Origin of the sequence: Salinivibrio sp. YCSC6, from assembly GCF_004916735.1 — a bacterium.
Taxonomy (GTDB): domain Bacteria; phylum Pseudomonadota; class Gammaproteobacteria; order Enterobacterales; family Vibrionaceae; genus Salinivibrio; species Salinivibrio proteolyticus.
Genome location: NZ_CP039517.1, coordinates 400,119 through 418,078, shown reverse-complemented (window position 1 = coordinate 418,078; position 17,960 = coordinate 400,119). Strand labels below are relative to the sequence as shown.

The following is a 17,960-nucleotide window of genomic DNA, read 5'->3' as shown; positions in this document are numbered from 1 at the left end:
ACTCTTCTATTTTCTTGATGCCCTTCCTAGAAGGGCAGATAAATGGCACCCAGACAGCAGGCTTGACTAGCACCGGTGACAGCGGGCACATTGCCCGGCTGGTTATAGAGGGTTTGGCGGGCTAACCATGCAAACGCGATGGCTTCCATGTCGTCGCAACTGATCCCCACGTCATCTGAACGCGCAATATGCCACTGAGGTAGCGCCGCCTGCAGTGCTGCCATCAACGCTTGGTTGTGTGCGCCGCCACCACAGATAAACACGCGACCTTGCTCATGAGGCTGTATCGCCATGGCAATGCTTTGTGCCGTCAGTTCAAGTAGTGTGGCTTGCACCTGTGACGGGGAGAGTGAAAACGCCAGTAAGTGGCGATCCAGCCAGTCAAGGTTGAAGTATTCTCGCCCAGTGCTTTTTGGCGCGGGGCGTGAAAAATAAGGGTCTGAGAGCAAACGCTGCAGCAATGGCTGGTAGGCGGAGCAGCTGGCTGCCCATGCGCCATCTTTATCATACGCCTGATGCTTGTGACGCTGTATCCATGCATCCATCAGCATATTCCCCGGCCCCGTGTCGTAACCGCATAAGGGTTGGTCGGGACATATCATGGAGACATTGGCAATACCGCCAATATTGACCACCGCGGTCGGTTGCTTGGCATCGGAAAATAAATCGTTATGGAATGCGGGCACGAGTGGCGCGCCTTGGCCGCCAAACGCCATATCTTTGCGGCGAAAGTCGGCAACCGTGGTAATGCCTGTTCGCGCTGCGATCACATTGGCATCACCCAGTTGCATGGTAAACGGATAATCACCACTGGGTTGGTGATACACGGTCTGTCCGTGACAACCGATTGCAGCAACATGCTTGGGGCGCAAGCTTGCGTTTTCTAGCAAGGTATTGATGGCATGGGCATAGCACTCGCCGAGACGGCGATCTAACTGCCCAATCGCAGTGATCGCTATAGGGTGGCCGCGACTTAAACTAATCACGGTTGCTTTAATATCTTGCGGCATGGGCTCACTGTGGCGCGCAATGGGCTCAACGTGCCCAGCTTGTGTAAAGCGTACTGCCACTACATCAATGTTATCTAAACTGGTGCCAGACATCACACCGATGTATATATCTGCTGCGGGTTGAGGCATGTGTGTTCCTTATCAATGCACAAATTGCGCAACCACTGGGCGTTATTAACACCCTGCGCGGACAGATGAGGGGACCCCTAATAGGGAGCTGTTTAGTTGAATATCCCTTCCATGGCACGAGTATAAACAGATTGCGAATCTAGGCAAAGTGCTTGATTATTCTGTTGTGATAGTGGCTGCCAGCGTGGCATACGCACGGTATCAATACGTCACAAGGTTTTCAGTTGCCAAGCAAGTCACGTACTCGTAAGGCCTTGGCACCAGTATAACGTGCCGGCGTGGCAGTCGGCTGACAACGGGATGAAGGAGATATGATGGGGCCAGTATGGTTGGATGTTCACGCAGAGCGTATCGACAATGAGGAAAAAGAGATCTTAGCTCATCCCAGTGTGGGCGGTGTCATCCTGTTTGCACGCAATTATCATGATAGTGAGCAACTGCAGGCGCTCACTGCAGAGATCCGTGCAGCAGCGGGGCGCGATATTCTAATTGGTGTCGATCAAGAAGGGGGGCGTGTACAGCGTTTTAAAGCGCCATTCACGCGTATTCCAGCGGCACAGTCTTATGGGGCTCTTAAGGCGGATGTCAGCGTTGCCGAGCAAGCCGGCTGGTTGATGGCCGCCGAGCTTATCGCGCATGGGATTGATTTAAGCTTTGCACCAGTGTTGGACTTAGGATTTGCTTGCGCAGCGATTAAAGATCGGGCTTTTGGTGACAATCCCGCGGAGGCTATTCGTTATGCACGTGCCTTCACCCAAGGCATGCGCGCGGTGGGAATGGCAAGTACGGGCAAGCATTTTCCGGGTCACGGAGGGGTACAGGAAGACTCTCATCTGGTGACGCCGCATGATCCGCGTGAGATGTTGCACTCGTCGGATTTCGCCATCTTCAAAGCGTTCATCGAGGAAGGCTTACTGGATGCCATGATGCCGGCTCATGTGGTGTATCCGCATCATGATGGGCAGCCTGCCAGTGCATCCGCGTTCTGGTTGACCCATATCTTGCGCCAGCAGCTGGGCTTTAAAGGACTGATTTTTTCTGATGATCTCAGTATGGGTGGGGCACATGTATTAGGCGATGCACCGGCTCGCGCCTGCGCAGCCTTGGAAGCAGGCTGTGATATGGTGTTGGTCTGTAATGACCGAGATAGCGCGGTTGCCGTTCTCGATACCTTGCCCATCACAGATGTCCCTGCGGCCAGCCAATTGCGTGTAGCAAAAACGATTGATTGGACAGATTTGCAGCTTGATACGCGTTGGAAGTCTGCCAGAACCCAGGTTACTGCTCATCAGGCCAAGTGGGAGGCGGCAACGGCGTAATACATATTACTCAGTACGCCATTGAAAGCCTTTGTGGCTTGCCGTACACAAAAGGGCAACGCCGGAAGACGTTGCCCTTTTACTTATATTCTATTTAGCTGTGCGTGTGCTATCTCGCTATGTGCCTGAACCCGTTTTGTTGCCGTTGAGCGGTGTGGCCAACGTGTCATGCAATCTGATTGGGGGCTAGCGACTGTTTGTCAACGGTCATCTCCGAAAAAGCCATCATCGTGTTGTTGACGGCGCGACTTGTTCTGTTGACGTTTCTTACCTTTTTTACCGCGTGGTGCCTCGTCATCAAAATAGTCGTGGTGTCGGGACTTGAACTTCTCTTTGTGTTGAGAGCCATGTTTTAACCATTGATCCCACTGTGCCATGGTGGTGCTTTCCTAACGCTAATGTATTTACGTGGCTGTGTTTGCAGCCGGATATTCAGGCAACGCGCGCGTCACCCTTAAGGGTTAAGATAGCCCAAAAATTCACCGCCGACTAGTGAAATTATCATTGCAAACGTGTTTTTTTTACTCAGGGACAAGCTGGCCAGTAGAGCTTTGTAAACTCATTGATTAAATGTGACTTATCGCTGCCATCTAACCAGACAAGATAAAGCTGATGAACCAATGCTGGGCTGGTGCCTACCAGATGCAGTTGTCCACGGTCGATGTATGGCCGAATAGCCAGAGGACGGTAGAAATGCAACGCCGCCGTGGGTGAGTAAATAATTAAGCGCAAGGTGACACGATTGGGTATGGAGGACGGGTGGACGCTGCAATGCCTCAATACGACTTTGCTCGACAGCAAAGCGGGTTCCCCAATCCAAATAGACGATCGCTAAGTCTTGGATATCTGCCATGGTCACATCGGGCAGGTGGCTGACCAATTGCAATTGATAATCGCCGAGGTTGATGGGAGTGCAATCCTTCGAGTTTGGGTAATTCAGACGTCAGACCTGCATCAATGCGCTTTTCAATCAATTGACGCGCCAGCATTTGTCGAGGCGTAGCTTCAGCGCGGATCACCCAATCAGGTTGATTGGCACATATACGATTAATCCAGTCACTGACCCCTTCTAGTTCCCAAAGCGTTGGGGAGGCTCCAATAGTGAGCTGCTCGTTGGCGGCTTGCGTCAAGGTGACATCTTGCTGAGCACGTTGCCATGTTTGTAGCAAGGTTTCCGCATAAGGCAGCATGCGTTCTCCGGCACTTGTGAGCCGAACATTCCCGCGTTGACGAATGAATAAAGGGGCACCGAGTTGGGTTTCGAGCTGACGAATTCGAAAACTAACTGCCGATTGCGTCAAATAGAGGTTATCGGCCGCGTGGCCAAAATGACGTGTTTTACTGACCTCAATAAAGGTACGAAGAAGTTGAATATCCAAATAAAACACCCTGTAAAGAAACCACAGTCTTATTTAGGCAACAAAAAGTGATACGCGTCAAGTCACATCGTGTGATTTATCAAGGGAATGGAAAGGAAGCCGCGGTTAAAGGAGCAGATCGGCCAATGTTAGCGGTCGGTCGGTCAAACCAAGGTGCTGAGCCGGTGTTTGGTGCTGCTTGTCTTGCCAACACAAGTTGTGCCACGCGCGGTAAATATCAAGCAGGGAAGCAGGCCGCCGGACGTAAGCGTCGACGAGGCTCATTGACTAACAGCGCAAATTGCTGATGAAAATGTTGCTGATACTTCTTCAATGCATCGCAGCTAGCATGGGTTAACCAGTACGCTTCTTTGCCTTTTGCTTGGCCATGATCGCAAATGGCTTTTGTGCCTTCACCACTGCGCGTAAACGCCCAGCGATCGCGCCACCAACTGAGTAATACGATATCGATTTTCTCAGGCTCTGCGCCGGGTTGCCAGTATGCGTCCTGTTCACGTATACGTGACTAACGCGTTTATCCCGAATGTCAGCTTCAAAGACGGATAAGCAGGCAGAGCGAAGCAAAGGCTCTTGCGGTGAAAACACCACAATGTTTTGCCAATGCGCCAATAAGGGCTTGAGATTTAGGTAGTGTGCATAGGTTGTGTACTGTGGACGTATCAAGGTGCCACGGTTGGGATAGATAAAATGCAGTGGTTGGGTATACGGGTCTTCCACATTCGAGCGGGCGAAAACCGCGCGATATTTTGCATCCACGCGACCGAGTAATCCCTCGGGCGTCGCGAGTGTTTCGCTTCGGTCGACATCAGGCGCACTGGCGATAAATCGACAATGATCTTGATAGGGGTCGTGCTGCGCATTGACCACTGGGTGATCGTACGAATGATAATTTACGTCTTGCAGCAACACATAACCGCTATGTGCTTCCCCCGTGGCAAGCCATTGTACGCCATTTTGACTGTGTGGCTGCAAAGGTGCGTGTACGCTAGCAAGGTGGCCTTGGGTGGTTTCGCCTAAAAAGCGGGTATCATAGGCCGCAAGTTTTTGCCGACAGCGAGCGGCAATATGGTTGAGATGATCGTAAAAGGTCTTGGGGTTCAGCGTTAGACGACGACAAATCTCTCGCACCGTGTGGCCTGTGAACAGGTAGGCCAACAACTTTTGCTGTAGCTCACTTTTTTTATTCACCCCCGACCAGCGATCGACGAAGGTGCTTTGACACCCTTTACAGCGATAGCGTTGTTTATCACCGCTGTAGCCAAATGCATGGTAGCAGGCTCGGTGGGTGAGTACGGGTTTGCCCAGATGCTCGCAATCTGGGTTGGTGCAGGCGCATAAACCATCGGCATGCAGTTGTCGCTGAGTGATCAGCTCTGCATGCACTTGGTGATTGTTGAGCAATGGAGGAAACGCACCACACTCGCGGCATACCAAGGTTGGGCGTGCCGGATTGGTGTGCTGAACCAAGTAATGCTGCTCATCAGTGGACCCAAAATTTGGGCAAGTGAGCGTTTTACAAAAGTTCAGCTGCAAGTCACCGGCCGCTGGGGGCAGTTTGCCGCTAGACACGTTTCCTCCGATCAACACTTACAGGTTGATCGCTGTTTCAAGCGATACAGTCATCATTTCGTTAAATGATTTCTGACGCTCGTCTGAGCTCAAGGCTTCACCACGGATGATGTGGTCAGACACAGTCAAAATGGTCAGTGCGCGCGCGCCCAGTTCAGCGGCCACACCGTAGATGCCGGCCGCTTCCATATCAACCGCAAGGATGCCAAGCTTGTCCATGGTGTTGAACAGATCCGCTTCAGGGCTGTAGAACAAGTCTGCAGAGAAGACGTTACCCACACGAACAGAAACGTTTTGTTTGCGCGCTTCACCTACTGCCGTTTCCAGCAGATGGAAGTCAGAGATCGCAGCAAAATCGTGGTTCGCGAAACGCGTGCGGTTCACTTTAGAGTCGGTTGATGCACCTTGTGCAACAATCACATCCATCAGTTTTACATCGTCTTTCACAGCACCACAGCTACCAACGCGAATGATATTCTTCACGCCGTAGTCTTTGATCAGCTCATGCACGTAGATTGAGCAAGATGGAATACCCATACCGTGGCCATCACTGACACTTTTTTCCCTTTATAGGTACCGGTGTAGCCAAACATGTTACGTACGTCAGTGACACGCTCTGCGTTTTCCAAGAAGTTCTCGGCAATGTATTGCGCACGAAGTGGATCACCTGGCATCAGGACGGTTTCAGCAAAGGCGCCATCTGCGGCATTGATATGTGGGGTAGCCATAATGTGCTCCAATTATCTTAAGTTAAGAGAAAAAGCGTTCGATCACGGCCTGATAGGCCATGCCGCCAAGGTAGATACCAACAATGCCCATGATCCCCGATAGTACTGGGGGAGCAGGCAGTGGTAGCTTGATCGCGCTGAAGAAAAAGCCAACGATGGCACCAGCGACGACCGCAAGTAAAATCTCGTTCATTGTAACCCTCAAACAACTTATTAGATGCAGTCAAGCTCATGTCGGTGCCGATTTTGCGACAGTTCTAACTGTCTTTATTGTCTTTGCTCTGGCGCCGGATGAGATGGACTCAGTGTATGTAACAACGCCCTAATAACGCGCGATCCCGATCAAACTATCTGCATATTACCGCGAATACCCCCTAATGGTTACCAAATATGTTGATTGTGTCGATGCAATCGCTTGCTTTTTGGTCATTCAGAGCATGGCGTGTGATCACGTAGGCCTTTTTGATGGTGTGTGAGGGGATAGTGGCGCAAACAAAAACAGTTCTTTTGCGCCAGATCAAGGTAGGCATCAGCCGTCACTGAGTCACTTTTGCTGTTGATCGCTGCTCGGATAGCAAACACAGATTGATGTCTCTTATCTTGCGCAATATCAATATAATTATAAATATGAACGATTCTCACTTCTATTCGTGACTTCGTTTTTTAATTGCGCTAGCATGCTGCCATCAACCTTGATGAGGAACTAGCGATGCGAGCTTTTCGTTCAATTTTTCAACTTGTTATCTTAACGACATCTTTACTATTTGGTAGCCAAGTCGCGGCAAAAACCATTGAGCATGCGATGGGTACAATCGAGATAGATGGTGTGCCACAACGTGTGGTCGTGTTGGGCCAAGGTAGCTTAGACGTGTTAGATCGTATTGGTGTTGAGCCTGTGGGTGTGGTCAAGTCACTGATGCCCGACTATCTTGCGGACAAGTACCAAGATGAAAAGTACGTCGCCGTGGGTACGGTAAAAGAGCCGGACTATGAGGCTATTTTCATGGCCAAGCCGGACCTGATTATTGCTGAAGCACGTATGGCCTCCCTGATGAAAGAGTTGGAAGAAATCGCCCCGACGATTATGTTCCAAGCAGACTACAACCAATACTGGCAGAGCGTGCAGAAAAACTGGCGTATGCTAGGTCAAGTCTTCGACAAACAAGACAAAGTGGAAGCAATCATCGCAAAGATGGATGCCAAAATTGCTAGCACACGTAACAAAAGCCGCTGCGGATAACTTTAATGCGTTGATGGTGATGAGCAACGGTAGCAAAGTGGCAATGTTCGGCGAGAAAAGCCGCTTTGGTATGGTGTTTGATGAGCTCGGCCTAAAACCTGCGAAAAGCGACGATGTCGAGGTCGCCGGCTCTCATGGCAACTTGATTTCTTTCGAGTATATTGCCGATGCCAACCCAGATGTACTTCTTGTGCTAGATCGTGAGCAAGCCATTGGGGAAGGTGTGGGTAAAGCGAAAGCGCGCTTTGATAATCCACTGGTTAACAAAACGCCAGCCCATCAGAACAACCGTATTAGCTATCTAGACCCAACGGCGTGGTACATCACCATGGCGGGTATGACAGCGATGGATAAGATGATCGACGATGTAAATCGCGTTCTCTAACCGCCAAATAACTGGCTAATATTGACCGGGCATTCCCCGGGTCTTTGTGATTGTAAGCGTCTCAACGGTAGTTGTGTTGTGAAATACCTTCTATACCGTACTCGTGATTCTCGCGCTGTTATCGATTTCGATAGGGGTGGCGCACGTATCGATTGAAAATCTACTCGCAGGCGATGCGCAAGCGTGGACCATTTTTACCACCAGTCGAATTCCGCGATTATTGGCCATCTGTTTGGCGGGTGCCGGCCTCAGTGTTGCCGGCTTAATCATGCAGCAGATTTGTCAAACCGATTTGCCTGATACTACTGGCACCATTGATTGTGCGCTACTGGGTTATGTGTTGACGCTGGTGGTCTTTGCCGGCGCGAGCCAGTGGTTGGACTTGGCCATGATTGTCGGGACCGCCATGGCGGGCACATGGTTATTCGTTCGTTTTCTTCAGCGCCTCAAATTCAAAAACACGGTGCTGGTACCGCTGATAGGCATCATGTACGGCAACGTGGTGTCTTCGCTCACTCAGTTTCTTGCTTACAAATACGACCTGATTCAGACCTTGCAGGCATGGACGGTCGCTAACTTTTCGTCCGTGCTGTCGGGTAACTACGAAATCTGTTTGTCGCTGTGCCTGTTTGTGCCATTGCTTACGCCTATGCTAGTCAATTCAGCGCCGCCAGTATTGGCGAAAGCTTTGCTAAAAATATTGGCTTGGACTACCAAAAGTGGTGCTGTTCGGCGTGATGGTCGTGGCGCTTTTGTCTTCGGCCGTGGTGATGATCGTAGGGGTCATCCCTTTCTTGGGCCTGATTGTTCCCAACGTAGTGTCCTTATTTATGGGCGATAATATTAAACGCAATCTGCCATGGACTGCATTCTGGGGCGTTGTGCTGGTGTTGAGCTGTGACATTTTAGGTCGAGTGTTGATTTTCCCTTACGAAGTGCCGATCGCAATGATCATTTCCATTCTTGGGGGCGCGGTCTTTATTTATTTAGTCATGAGGGATAAAGCCAATGCGTGATGTGGTTAAACTCTCTCTTGTCTTCCTCGGTACGTTGGCCGTCGCTGGATACTTTCTGGGTCATGGCCTTACAGCGGATAACTACGCCTATTTTCTCTCGCGTCGTACCCCGAAAGTATTGGCGATCGCCCTCGCAGCAGTGGCTATTTCGGCGTCATCGTTAGTGTTCCAAACCATTACCAATAATCGCATTCTTACACCGTCGATTCTTGGCTTCGATAGCTTGTACATGTTGTTGCAAACAACCTTGCTGGTGGTATTTGGCGCATCCAGCGTATTGCTGATTAATCCGTATTTAAATTTTGTGGTATGCGTGATCTTAATGACGATTAGCGCCACGGTTTTATTTACGCTGTATTTTCGACGCCGACGCGCGAACATTTACACCTTACTCTTGATTGGTATCGTGCTGGGAGTGTGTTTGGCAGCATCAGTCAGTTTTTTACCTTGCTGGTCGACCCGAGTGAGTTTGCGGTGCTGCAAGATGCGATGTTCGCAAGCTTTAACAATGCGAACCGTGATTTGGTGTACATGTGTGTTCCGGTGCTCGCATTGTGCTTGCTCGCGCTTTATCGCTATGCCAATCAATTGGACGTGTGCTGGCTAGGAGAAGACAACGCGATTAGTCTTGGCGTCGATATTCGCCATCTTACTCTTAAAGTGATGATGATTATCGCGGTGATGATTGCAGTATCAACGGCGCTTGTCGGCCCAGTGCTGTTCTTTGGCTTGATTGTGGTTAGCCTCGCGCGACAAATGTTCATCAGCTATCAGCACCGCTTTTGATTATCGCTACCAGCATTTTGGCCGTGTTCTTGTTGCTAACCGGTCAGTTTGTTGTCGAGCAGTGGTTTGGTTTTGAAACCACTGTCAGTGTCATTATCAACTTTGTTGGCGGGAGTTACTTCCTGTACCTGCTGACTAAAAATAAGTTTTAACCATTATGATTGAACTGATCGAACTCTCTAAATCCTATGGGCAAACCAAGGTGGTTGACCAAGCCAGCGTGCTGTTTCCACCGGGAAAAGTGACTGCAATCATAGGGCCCAATGGCGCAGGGAAAAGTACCTTGTTATCGATGGCCAGTCGACTGACTGACAGTGATGCGGGGCAGGTTTTAATTGGTGAAAAGCCGTTGGCCGAGTGGAGCAATGAAGCATTGGCGAAACGTCTTGCGGTGTTGCGCCAGTCCAATAATATCAATATGCGCTTTCGCATTCGTGAATTGGTCGCGTTTGGTCGCTTTCCTCACTCAAAAGGCCGTTTAAGTGGCGACGATAATCGGATCATTGATGATGCCATCGCGCAGCTTGGTTTGGAGGAGCTTCAAGACCGCTTTATCGATGAGCTGAGTGGGGGCCAGCGCCAGATGGCCTTCATTGCGATGGTTGTAGCGCAAAATACCGACTACATCTTTTTGGATGAGCCGTTAAATAACCTCGATATTCGCCACTCTGTGGCCATTATGCAGACGGTGCGTGACTTGCGCACCGCCATAATAAAGCCGTGGTGGTGGTGATGCATGACATTAACTTTAGCGCATGTTACGCCGACAATATGGTTGCGATGAAAAACGGTGAAGTGGTTGCCAGTGGCTCGGTGAACGAGGTGGTAACGAAGCCGGTGATGGAAAGCATTTATGAGATTGAATTTGATGTGAAAGACATCAATGGTCAACGTATTTGCCTTTATTACGGCGCCCGACACCGGCGTTGGCGCTGGCTCAGTAAACGGTCTCCAGTCACGAACGCGACTGGAGACTACCGTGTGATTAGTGCGATTTTGCGGTACTCGGTGTGTTGTGGCTGGTTGGTGCACGAGTCAGCCACCAACTGGCTAGTGAGCCGAGTGTCACCATCGCCACGCCTTGCCAGAAGGTGAGCGTTAGTTCGGTCGACAAAAGAATGGCGGACAAAAATGTCGATAAAATCGGAATGAAATAAGACAAGGTCGCCAAAAAACACCAAGTGCCCTTAAGGATGCCAAGGTTCCATAATCCGTAACCGCCCCCCATTGCCGCACCGGCTAATAGGACATAACCGATGTCTGACCAAGCAGCGGAAAATGCTGGCGCGTCGGAGAGCGCGAAGCCGATCCAGAGTGTGATGGCGGTGGCGATAAAGAACCAAGTGATGCCATTTTTTCCCTGCGCACTCATGCGAGTCAGATTACAGTATATGGCCCAAATGATGGCACCGCTGAACGCTAGTGTGTAGCTCAATGGATTAGAGGAATATTGGCGACTAAATGTTGCCAAGACACCCCCTGTTTGCCACCAACGGTCCAAACGACGCCTAAAAAGGCGACCATCAAGCTGGGTAAAGCCAAAGACTGACTTTTTGACGCGTGATGAGCACGGAAAAAAAACGGTTAGACATGGCCACAAATAGTTAATCACGCCCATTTCGATCGCTTGTGTCCGCGTATTGGCCCACGCTAACGACAACGAAAGGCATAAATCGTAGACCACGAATAACACGCCGCCAACAATCAGGTAGCGACGCGGAAAGTCACTGAGTTTAGGTGTCCGACAAAAGTACTAAGCAGAGCGCTGCGATAGAGTAAATGGCAGCAGCGCCACCCAAAGGGCCAAGCAGTTCGGTTACGTGGCGAATCAGGGCGACATTGCTGCTCCACAGCAGGATCGCTCCACACCCCGCAAGCGTGTATTGATTCATAACAGGCAGTCCAAGCAAAAAAGCTCAAATTGCCTATCTTTTCGGCATCACGCAACCCATCAAACATCTTTTTGTTTCTTCAATGCTTTTTTGGCAAGTAATGTATCGAGTGGCGTGGGATGATCGATTAAGAATCCTGAACATAATCGATACCAATGTCTTTGACCAAAGCGAGTTTTTCTTCATCAGAGACCCATTCAGCCACGGTTTTATACTGCATGGTATTACAGATATTGACGATGGATTCGATAATCACGCGATCTATTTTATTTCCTTATCAGCCAAGTTTGCCACAAATTGACCATCAACTTTGACCACATCGACATTAAACAGTTTGAGATAGTGGAAGGAGCATAGTCCTGAGCCGAAATCGTCAAGCGCACATGGGCGCCATAGGCACGTAGCTCGTCAACGAAAGAAATCGCAGAGTTAAGGTGGCTGATCAGTGCCGATTCCGTGATCTCAAAAACATAGCCTATCGGCGGGGAAGACGGACTCGGCGACCAATTGCTTGAGTCGGCCTGGAAGTTGGGGTCACTGATCGAATGGGCGGACAGGTTAATATTGAATCTTAGTCCAGAGTCTGCCAACTCTTGTGCGCGAGTAGTCAGGACATAGTTCGCCACCCACTCATCAATATCGCGGATATGACCAAAAGCTTCTGCGCGGGAATAAACTCTCCGGGGCTCACAATGCTGCCATCGGTGTCCACCATACGGACCAATAACTCGTACCAGTGTTCGACTGTCGGCCCTTCAACCGGAGCAACTTGCTGACCATAAAGTGTGAATCGGTCTTCGGCCAACGCGGGGTGATTTTACCGACCATTGCAATCATTATGCCGTCCTTGTGCCGAGCCTGAAATATCATCGTATTCCACGATCTGACCGCGACCTGTGGATTTGGCTGAGTACATCGCCACATCCGCGCGACTCATCAAATCGGAAAGGGACAGAGCATTATCGGTGATTGACAAGTCCAACACTGGCACTGATAGAGAAAATACGTTCCCCATAAGGGAAAGATAATTGTTCTAAGCGATGGATAAGCGCTTTGATCGTGCGTTTAGCATCATGCAGATTGCAATTGGTCAGCAGTACCGCAAACTCATCCCCGCCTAGGCGTGCGACCGCATCGTCACTGCGAATGTTATCGGCTAAGGCTTGGGATACTTGGCACAACACTTCATCCCCAGCGTGGTGACCCACCGAGTCGTTAATGATCTTAAATAAATCGAGATCGATAAACGCTAATACGGAGGGTATATCCAGCTCTCGCGCTTGCACGAGGTGCTGTTCCATGAAGGTTTCAAATGCGCGTCTATTGGGCAGTTGTGTCAAAGGATCGTGGTTGGCATTGTAATCGAGCTGTGCCATTAAGGCGTGCTGCTCTGAGACATCTCTCAATACAACCACATAACCACGATGTGATTGTTGCTCGTTATCGCCTAACAAAGGAGAGATGGCGACAGAAACATACACTTGTTTGGTGTCATTGAGCACGAGCCGATAGGCATCTTGAATATGGGTTTCGAAATGCGTGTTGAGCTGTTGTTCACTGAGGTACGACAAGCGAACTGGCTCTCCATGATGGAAAAGATAAAATACATCATCGACCGATTGGCCAATCGGGGCCTGCTCACGATAATTGGCAAGTTTTAGGGCGGTATTATTGAGATAGACCAAATGGCCTTTCTCATCCAAGGTGATTACGCCATCATTAATAGAATTCATTACCACATTGAGTTGTTCACGCTCGGTGGCAAGCGTCGCGTTCAGTTCATTAATTTCGGTATTATCCCAATTGGCACCAATCATGCGGATGGGTTGGCCGTTATCATCAAATTGCGTCGTCGCTAAGGCACGCAAATACCGCGTGTGCCCTTGCCGATCGATGATACGAAATTGCGTATCAAGCTGTGCCATATTGGCTAAGGCTTGCGTGAGTTCATCCTGAACGCGTGGAAAGTCGTCACCATGAATATGTTGCTGCCAGGTGGCGAGTGTTTCGCAACCGGCGCCTGTCGGTATGTCATAGAGCTGATACATCTGTGAATCCCACTCGAGGCGGTCTTCTTGCACGTGATATTCCCAAATCCCGATGTTAGCCGCTTGTGTGGCGGCTTCTAGCCGTCGTCGTAGCGTATCGTTTTGCACATTTGCTAAGTACTGCTCGGTAATATCAATCGCAGTACTGAGCACAGTTTGGGCGTCATCGTCTTGGCGTGCGGAAGATTGGCGAAGGTAACGATACTCACCTGATGCGTTTTGAAAACGAAATACTTCAATGACACGTTCAGTATGGCCATCAACAAGCAGCTTCATGGCTTGTTCAAGCGCAGGGCGGTCTTCGGGATGAATCCGTGCGAGCCAAGCTTGATAGGTGCGAATCTTCTTGGCTTGAATGCCGAGTAAGGGCGCAGACCAATCAGAAAAGATCAGTAAACTTGTTTGGGTGTTTAATTCGAATACCGCGAGCTTGTTGATATCAAGTGCAAACCGCCAGCGTGCGAGCCAGCGCTTTTGTTCACGCTGTGCCGCTTTCAGTTGGTTGATGTCTTCGACTTGGCTGATCAGATGGGTAACATGTCCGGCGTGTTTATCACGTACTGCAGTGACAGAGAGCCGCCCCCAAACAACATAACCATCGCTGCGGACAAAGCGTTTTTCCATCCGCTTATTATCAATTTTTCCAATGATCAAGTCGTTTAAGTAGGCTTTCAACTCATCTTGATCTTCCTCTCGGGTAAAGCGAGAAACATGGACGCCGCGTAGCTTGGGCTGTCGGTAGCCCCAAAAGGTTGCAAGGCTCTGGTTGATATCTTGGATATAGCCGCGAGAGTCGAGTATCGCCATCCCAATTAATGAATTGTGCATGGCCTGAGTCAATAAGGAGTGTTGCTGAGTATGTTGGCGTTGATGCTGGCGATAGCTATAAGCCAGTTGGGTCATACATACCCCAATAACGAGCGTGCTCGCAGCAGTGGCTAGCATGGGGATGGAGGCTTGGTAGCTACTTTCTAGGTGAAAGGTCAATACCCCCATTGCACTCAGCACGTCAAAGCTCAATACCGCCAACGCGATCGTACACAGGCCAATCAAGCGGCTTTGTAAGGTGGCGGCGAGGAAAAATAGCCCAGTCAATGCGATAAATGGATAAGGAATAGCGTAGAGCACCGCAGTGATCAGTGCGAATAAGGCCACACAGCTGGCTAATAAATAGCTGGGTGATGTGTGAACAATCAGTGCATTTTGTCGTTTAGAACGGCGTTCGGCATTGATCACTAACAAGAGTGGAAAAAGGGCAACAAAGCCGATCAATTCGCTTAGATACCAGCGTCCCAAGGCGTAGTCGACATGCATCGCGTCGTGAAAGGAGAGTACGCTGGCACCTAAAACCGCACCGAGCAATGGTGACAGCACGATAGTGGGTCCGATACCGCGAATAAACGGCCACATACCTTCCAAGGCATTACCAAAGCGCACCCGCATGGAGCGGTAAAGAAAACAGCCCAGTAAGGCTGTCGAGCCGTTAATTAAGGCAAGACTGATACTGAGTGATGAGGGGATGCCCATCAAGGTATCGGCATAATAAATGCCAACGATAAAGCCAAGCAGGCCAATTGGCCACGCATAGCGAGGAAAGCAAGTGAGCACAAAAGCACCGGCTGCGGAGGCGTACCAGATGATGGCGAATTGCTCGCTGTCGGGGAGGACGGCAAGTGAAAACCACACGAGGGTAAAGCCAGTGACTGCAAGCGCCAAAAATGCATGGGTGGAATGGCGTACTCGCCGACTAAAAATCATGAGCCTCTCGCTAATAACAACAACCTATGGTCAGCTTAGCCCACTTTTACGTGATTAAGATGGGAACACAAGGTTTTTCGAACTGTAGTGAGGACTCTGCGATTTTGGCCTATACGGCTTTGGTCTAAATTTGATCTCATTCACCGACTTTGCCAAAAAAGCATGTAATTAGTATGAAATTGTGTACAAAAATAAAGCAAGGCAGAGTGGCGATGTGTTAGTCATGTCAATATAAGCATAGCCACAGATGGCAAGTGACTTAACAGGGATAGGTGACGAATGACAAACAAGGAAACAGTTCCGCTGATAAAGATGATCGTCCCGATGGCAATGATAACGGTGATCATTGCGTTTGGACTCTGGCTAACAGCGCCAATCTCCACCGCAAAGATGATCGTTGCCTTGGGGTTACAAACATTACTCAGCATGCTGGTGGTTTGGTTGGAAAGACGGCATGGCCAAAAGGCAACGGATAAGGAGAAAGAGTCTGAAACGCATGCCTTACCGGTGGAAACTATCGGACGTTTAGCCAATCGTGCCACGACCAATGCGATGGCAGCGGCGGAAGTGTCGCATTCGGTTGATATTCTCAATACCCACCTCGCGGAGCAGTACGCGGCTGTGGTGGAAATTACTGATACAGCACAGCATATCGAGCAAACCTTAGCACAAAATTGCCAAGCGCAAACCGATGCGGTGGAACAAGTTAGCGCAATGCGTGAGCAAAGCTTGCAGGGATACCATCAGTTGAGCGCGTCGATTGATGAAATGCGCCAAATCAACCAAAAAACAGCGACCACACTTACTCGCATTCAAGCGTTAGATGCCAACGTGAATAAGGTCAGTGATGTCGCCAACGTCATTGATGCAATTGCAGAGCAGACCAATCTGTTGGCGCTCAATGCAGCCATCGAAGCCGCACGTGCCGGTGAGCAGGGGCGAGGCTTCGCCGTAGTCGCCGATGAGGTCCGCCAGCTTGCGCAACGCACCTCTGAAAGTACTACAGAAGTGGCGAGTATCATTCGTCAGATCATGACAGAGTCTGGTGAGGTGATGGAGTACATCCAAGCGCTCTCGACAGATGTGGATACCGGAACCAGTAATGTCGAAAAGGTGGGTCAGCTATTACAGCAGCTTTCTAGCAGTGCCGATACTGTAGAAGAGGCGGTGAAACAAATTGCTGAGGGATCGAGCACTAACAGTGCTAGCTTAGAGCAAATCGCTGCATCACTCACGCAAGTGCGAAGCGGATTGGAGAGTAGTGATCAGCAAGTGAGTGCATTGACCAAAGAAGCGGAGAGCTTGATGGATACTGCCGAGATGACCAATGCAGTATTTGCAGAATTATCGGATGCCAGCCCTCACCAGCGTTTCTTCGCTGCCGCCTGTGCATGTCGTGATCGTATTCAAGAGGCCTTTGAGGAGGCGGTTCGCAGTGGCACGATTAGCCAATCCGATCTGTTCGACCGTCAGTATCAACCCATTGCCAATACGGATCCGCAAAAATATACCACGCGTTTTGATGCCTTTTGTGATCGCCTCTTACCCCCCATTCAAGAGCCGATTTTAGAGCAAGATGACCACATTGTTTATGTGATTGCGAATGATACCAATGGCTATGTACCTACACATAATCAGCGATTTTGTCAGCCTCTTACCGGTGATTATGCGCAAGATATCGCCGGTAACCGTACAAAACGCTTATTTGACGACCGAACAGGTAGGCGTTGTGGGCAACATACTGATACCATGCTGTTGCAGACCTATAAACGTGACACAGGTGAAGTGATGCATGATTTGTCTGTTCCTCTTTTTGTCGGTGGTCGACACTGGGGAGCGGTGAGAATGGGGTATCATCCGCCTGTGTCTGCGGATTAAGCGAAAAGGAGTAGCAATGAATCCAGTTGCGATTGTAACCGGGGCAAGCGGCGGCATCGGCCGAGAGACCGCAAAGTTGTTAGCACAGCGTGGCTATGCCATCTGTATTAACTATCTAAGCAACAGTGAATCTGCATTTGAGTTGGTTGATGAACTCCAAGCCATTGGTGTAAACGCAATTGCGGTTCAAGCCGATGTCTCGACCGAGGAAGGCGTAACACGTTTGTTCAGCGAAGCGGATAACCGCTTAGGTAATGTCACAGCGCTGGTCAATAACGCGGGTATTATGCAGCCTCAGTCTTCGGTCAGTGGGATGGATGCGGCGCGCATCAACGCGATGTTTCAGGCCAACGTGACCAGTGCGTTTTTGTGTTGCCGTGAAGCCGTCTTGCGTATGTCGCAATCGCGTGGCGGACGTGGCGGGGCGATTGTTAATGTATCGTCTGCTGCGGTAAAAACTGGCTCGCCAAACGAGTATGTTGATTACGCGGCGACGAAAGCTGCACTCGATACGTTAACCATTGGCTTGGCGAAAGAGGTTGGACGCGAAGGTATTCGTGTTAATGCTGTGCGCCCGGGCCCGATTGATACCAATATGCATGCCGCCGGCGGTGAGCCTGATCGCGTCGCCCGCGTCGCGGACAATATTCCATTGGGGCGAGGGGGCTCAACATTGGAAGTGGCCGAGATGATTGCTTGGCTGTTGTCGGACAGCGCCTCATACTCAACTGGCAGCCTCTTTGATGTTGCAGGCGGTATGTAATCACGTTTTTCTAATCATTTGTCGGCGAGCGTGTCTATCTGCTGTCTATGTTTAATAGAG

At 50.0% G+C, this 17,960-nt stretch carries 12 protein-coding genes and 6 pseudogenes; 8 read left to right on the top strand and 10 right to left on the bottom strand.

All coding sequences use genetic code 11. The features are described from left to right. Window positions 1-26: 26 nt before the first annotated feature. Window positions 27-1,139: an anhydro-N-acetylmuramic acid kinase gene (locus E8E00_RS15740; protein ID WP_096632017.1), complete on the bottom strand. Its 1,113-nt coding sequence runs from the start codon at window positions 1,137-1,139 to the stop codon at window positions 27-29. A gap of 314 nt (window positions 1,140-1,453) precedes the next feature. Here E8E00_RS15740 and nagZ point away from each other — a divergent pair, with 314 nt between their 5' ends. Continuing rightward, on the top strand, window positions 1,454-2,458 hold the full coding sequence (gene nagZ, locus E8E00_RS15735; protein ID WP_096632020.1) for a beta-N-acetylhexosaminidase: 1,005 nt from the start codon (window positions 1,454-1,456) through the stop codon (window positions 2,456-2,458). Between the two features lie 200 nt (window positions 2,459-2,658). Here the strand turns inward: nagZ and E8E00_RS17185 are convergent, their stop codons facing one another. The 5 genes and pseudogenes from E8E00_RS17185 to E8E00_RS15715 form a co-directional block, all read right to left on the bottom strand. Further along, on the bottom strand, window positions 2,659-2,835 hold the full coding sequence (locus E8E00_RS17185; RefSeq protein WP_157893189.1) for a hypothetical protein: 177 nt from the start codon (window positions 2,833-2,835) through the stop codon (window positions 2,659-2,661). Window positions 2,836-3,234: 399 nt separating this feature from the next. Next, the gene (locus tag E8E00_RS15730) at window positions 3,235-3,837 is read right to left on the bottom strand and encodes a LysR family transcriptional regulator (RefSeq protein WP_371414242.1); all 603 of its coding nucleotides are present in this window, start codon (window positions 3,835-3,837) and stop codon (window positions 3,235-3,237) included. A gap of 105 nt (window positions 3,838-3,942) precedes the next feature. Next, window positions 3,943-5,406: pseudogene (locus E8E00_RS15725) on the bottom strand (lactate dehydrogenase). A gap of 18 nt (window positions 5,407-5,424) precedes the next feature. Beyond that, window positions 5,425-6,134: pseudogene (deoD, locus tag E8E00_RS15720) on the bottom strand (purine-nucleoside phosphorylase). 22 nt (window positions 6,135-6,156) lie between these two features. After that, window positions 6,157-6,327, bottom strand: a complete 171-nt coding sequence (locus E8E00_RS15715) for a XapX domain-containing protein (protein ID WP_069586728.1) — start codon at window positions 6,325-6,327, stop codon at window positions 6,157-6,159. Between the two features lie 516 nt (window positions 6,328-6,843). Between E8E00_RS15715 and E8E00_RS17380 the strand changes: the two genes are divergently transcribed. From E8E00_RS17380 to E8E00_RS15695, 5 genes and pseudogenes are all read left to right on the top strand, one after another. After that, window positions 6,844-7,374, top strand: coding sequence for an ABC transporter substrate-binding protein (locus E8E00_RS17380; RefSeq protein ID WP_240788875.1), 531 nt, complete (start codon window positions 6,844-6,846; stop codon window positions 7,372-7,374). Next, window positions 7,340-7,759 carry an ABC transporter substrate-binding protein gene (locus E8E00_RS17375; protein WP_240788874.1) on the top strand — a complete coding sequence of 140 codons (420 nt, stop codon included), beginning with the start codon at window positions 7,340-7,342 and terminating at the stop codon, window positions 7,757-7,759. Before E8E00_RS17380 ends, E8E00_RS17375 begins: the two co-directional genes overlap by 35 nt. Window positions 7,760-7,862: 103 nt before the next feature. Beyond that, window positions 7,863-8,775, top strand: a pseudogene (locus tag E8E00_RS15705) (ABC transporter permease). Continuing rightward, window positions 8,768-9,561: pseudogene (locus tag E8E00_RS15700) on the top strand (iron chelate uptake ABC transporter family permease subunit). Before E8E00_RS15705 ends, E8E00_RS15700 begins: the two co-directional pseudogenes overlap by 8 nt. Before the next feature lie 157 nt (window positions 9,562-9,718). Then, window positions 9,719-10,479, top strand: a pseudogene (locus tag E8E00_RS15695) (ABC transporter ATP-binding protein); the annotation flags it as partial. Between the two features lie 67 nt (window positions 10,480-10,546). Here E8E00_RS15695 and yddG read toward each other — a convergent pair. From yddG to E8E00_RS15675, 4 genes and pseudogenes are all read right to left on the bottom strand, one after another. After that, window positions 10,547-11,254, bottom strand: coding sequence for an aromatic amino acid DMT transporter YddG (gene yddG / locus E8E00_RS15690; protein ID WP_305794217.1), 708 nt, complete (start codon window positions 11,252-11,254; stop codon window positions 10,547-10,549). Window positions 11,255-11,580: 326 nt separating this feature from the next. Continuing rightward, window positions 11,581-11,709 carry an EAL domain-containing protein gene (locus E8E00_RS17420; RefSeq protein WP_168189244.1) on the bottom strand — a complete coding sequence of 43 codons (129 nt, stop codon included), beginning with the start codon at window positions 11,707-11,709 and terminating at the stop codon, window positions 11,581-11,583. 5 nt (window positions 11,710-11,714) lie between these two features. Then, window positions 11,715-12,178, bottom strand: a pseudogene (locus tag E8E00_RS17510) (EAL domain-containing protein). A 234-nt stretch (window positions 12,179-12,412) separates the two neighbouring features. Continuing rightward, a complete protein-coding gene (locus E8E00_RS15675) occupies window positions 12,413-15,259 on the bottom strand; it encodes a PAS domain S-box protein (RefSeq protein ID WP_136588407.1) in 2,847 nt (948 codons plus the stop codon). Between the two features lie 324 nt (window positions 15,260-15,583). Here E8E00_RS15675 and E8E00_RS15670 point away from each other — a divergent pair, with 324 nt between their 5' ends. Continuing rightward, window positions 15,584-17,137 (top strand): methyl-accepting chemotaxis protein, encoded by a 1,554-nt coding sequence (locus tag E8E00_RS15670; RefSeq protein ID WP_168174084.1) that lies wholly within the window; start codon window positions 15,584-15,586, stop codon window positions 17,135-17,137. A 16-nt stretch (window positions 17,138-17,153) separates the two neighbouring features. Continuing rightward, window positions 17,154-17,900, top strand: a complete 747-nt coding sequence (locus tag E8E00_RS15665) for an SDR family oxidoreductase (RefSeq protein ID WP_069586721.1) — start codon at window positions 17,154-17,156, stop codon at window positions 17,898-17,900. Window positions 17,901-17,960 lie beyond the last annotated feature (60 nt).

What these genes read in the sequence shown, in the direction of transcription:
- E8E00_RS15715 (WP_069586728.1), bottom strand. Translation starts at nt 6,327, where the DNA reads ATGAACGAGATTTTACTTGCGGTCGTCGCTGGTGCCATCGTTGGCTTT.
- E8E00_RS15740 (WP_096632017.1), bottom strand. Translation starts at nt 1,139, where the DNA reads ATGCCTCAACCCGCAGCAGATATATACATCGGTGTGATGTCTGGCACC.
- nagZ (WP_096632020.1), top strand. Translation starts at nt 1,454, where the DNA reads ATGGGGCCAGTATGGTTGGATGTTCACGCAGAGCGTATCGACAATGAG.
- E8E00_RS17185 (WP_157893189.1), bottom strand. Translation starts at nt 2,835, where the DNA reads ATGGCACAGTGGGATCAATGGTTAAAACATGGCTCTCAACACAAAGAG.
- E8E00_RS15675 (WP_136588407.1), bottom strand. Translation starts at nt 15,259, where the DNA reads ATGATTTTTAGTCGGCGAGTACGCCATTCCACCCATGCATTTTTGGCG.
- E8E00_RS15670 (WP_168174084.1), top strand. Translation starts at nt 15,584, where the DNA reads ATGGCAATGATAACGGTGATCATTGCGTTTGGACTCTGGCTAACAGCG.
- E8E00_RS17380 (WP_240788875.1), top strand. Translation starts at nt 6,844, where the DNA reads ATGCGAGCTTTTCGTTCAATTTTTCAACTTGTTATCTTAACGACATCT.
- E8E00_RS15665 (WP_069586721.1), top strand. Translation starts at nt 17,154, where the DNA reads ATGAATCCAGTTGCGATTGTAACCGGGGCAAGCGGCGGCATCGGCCGA.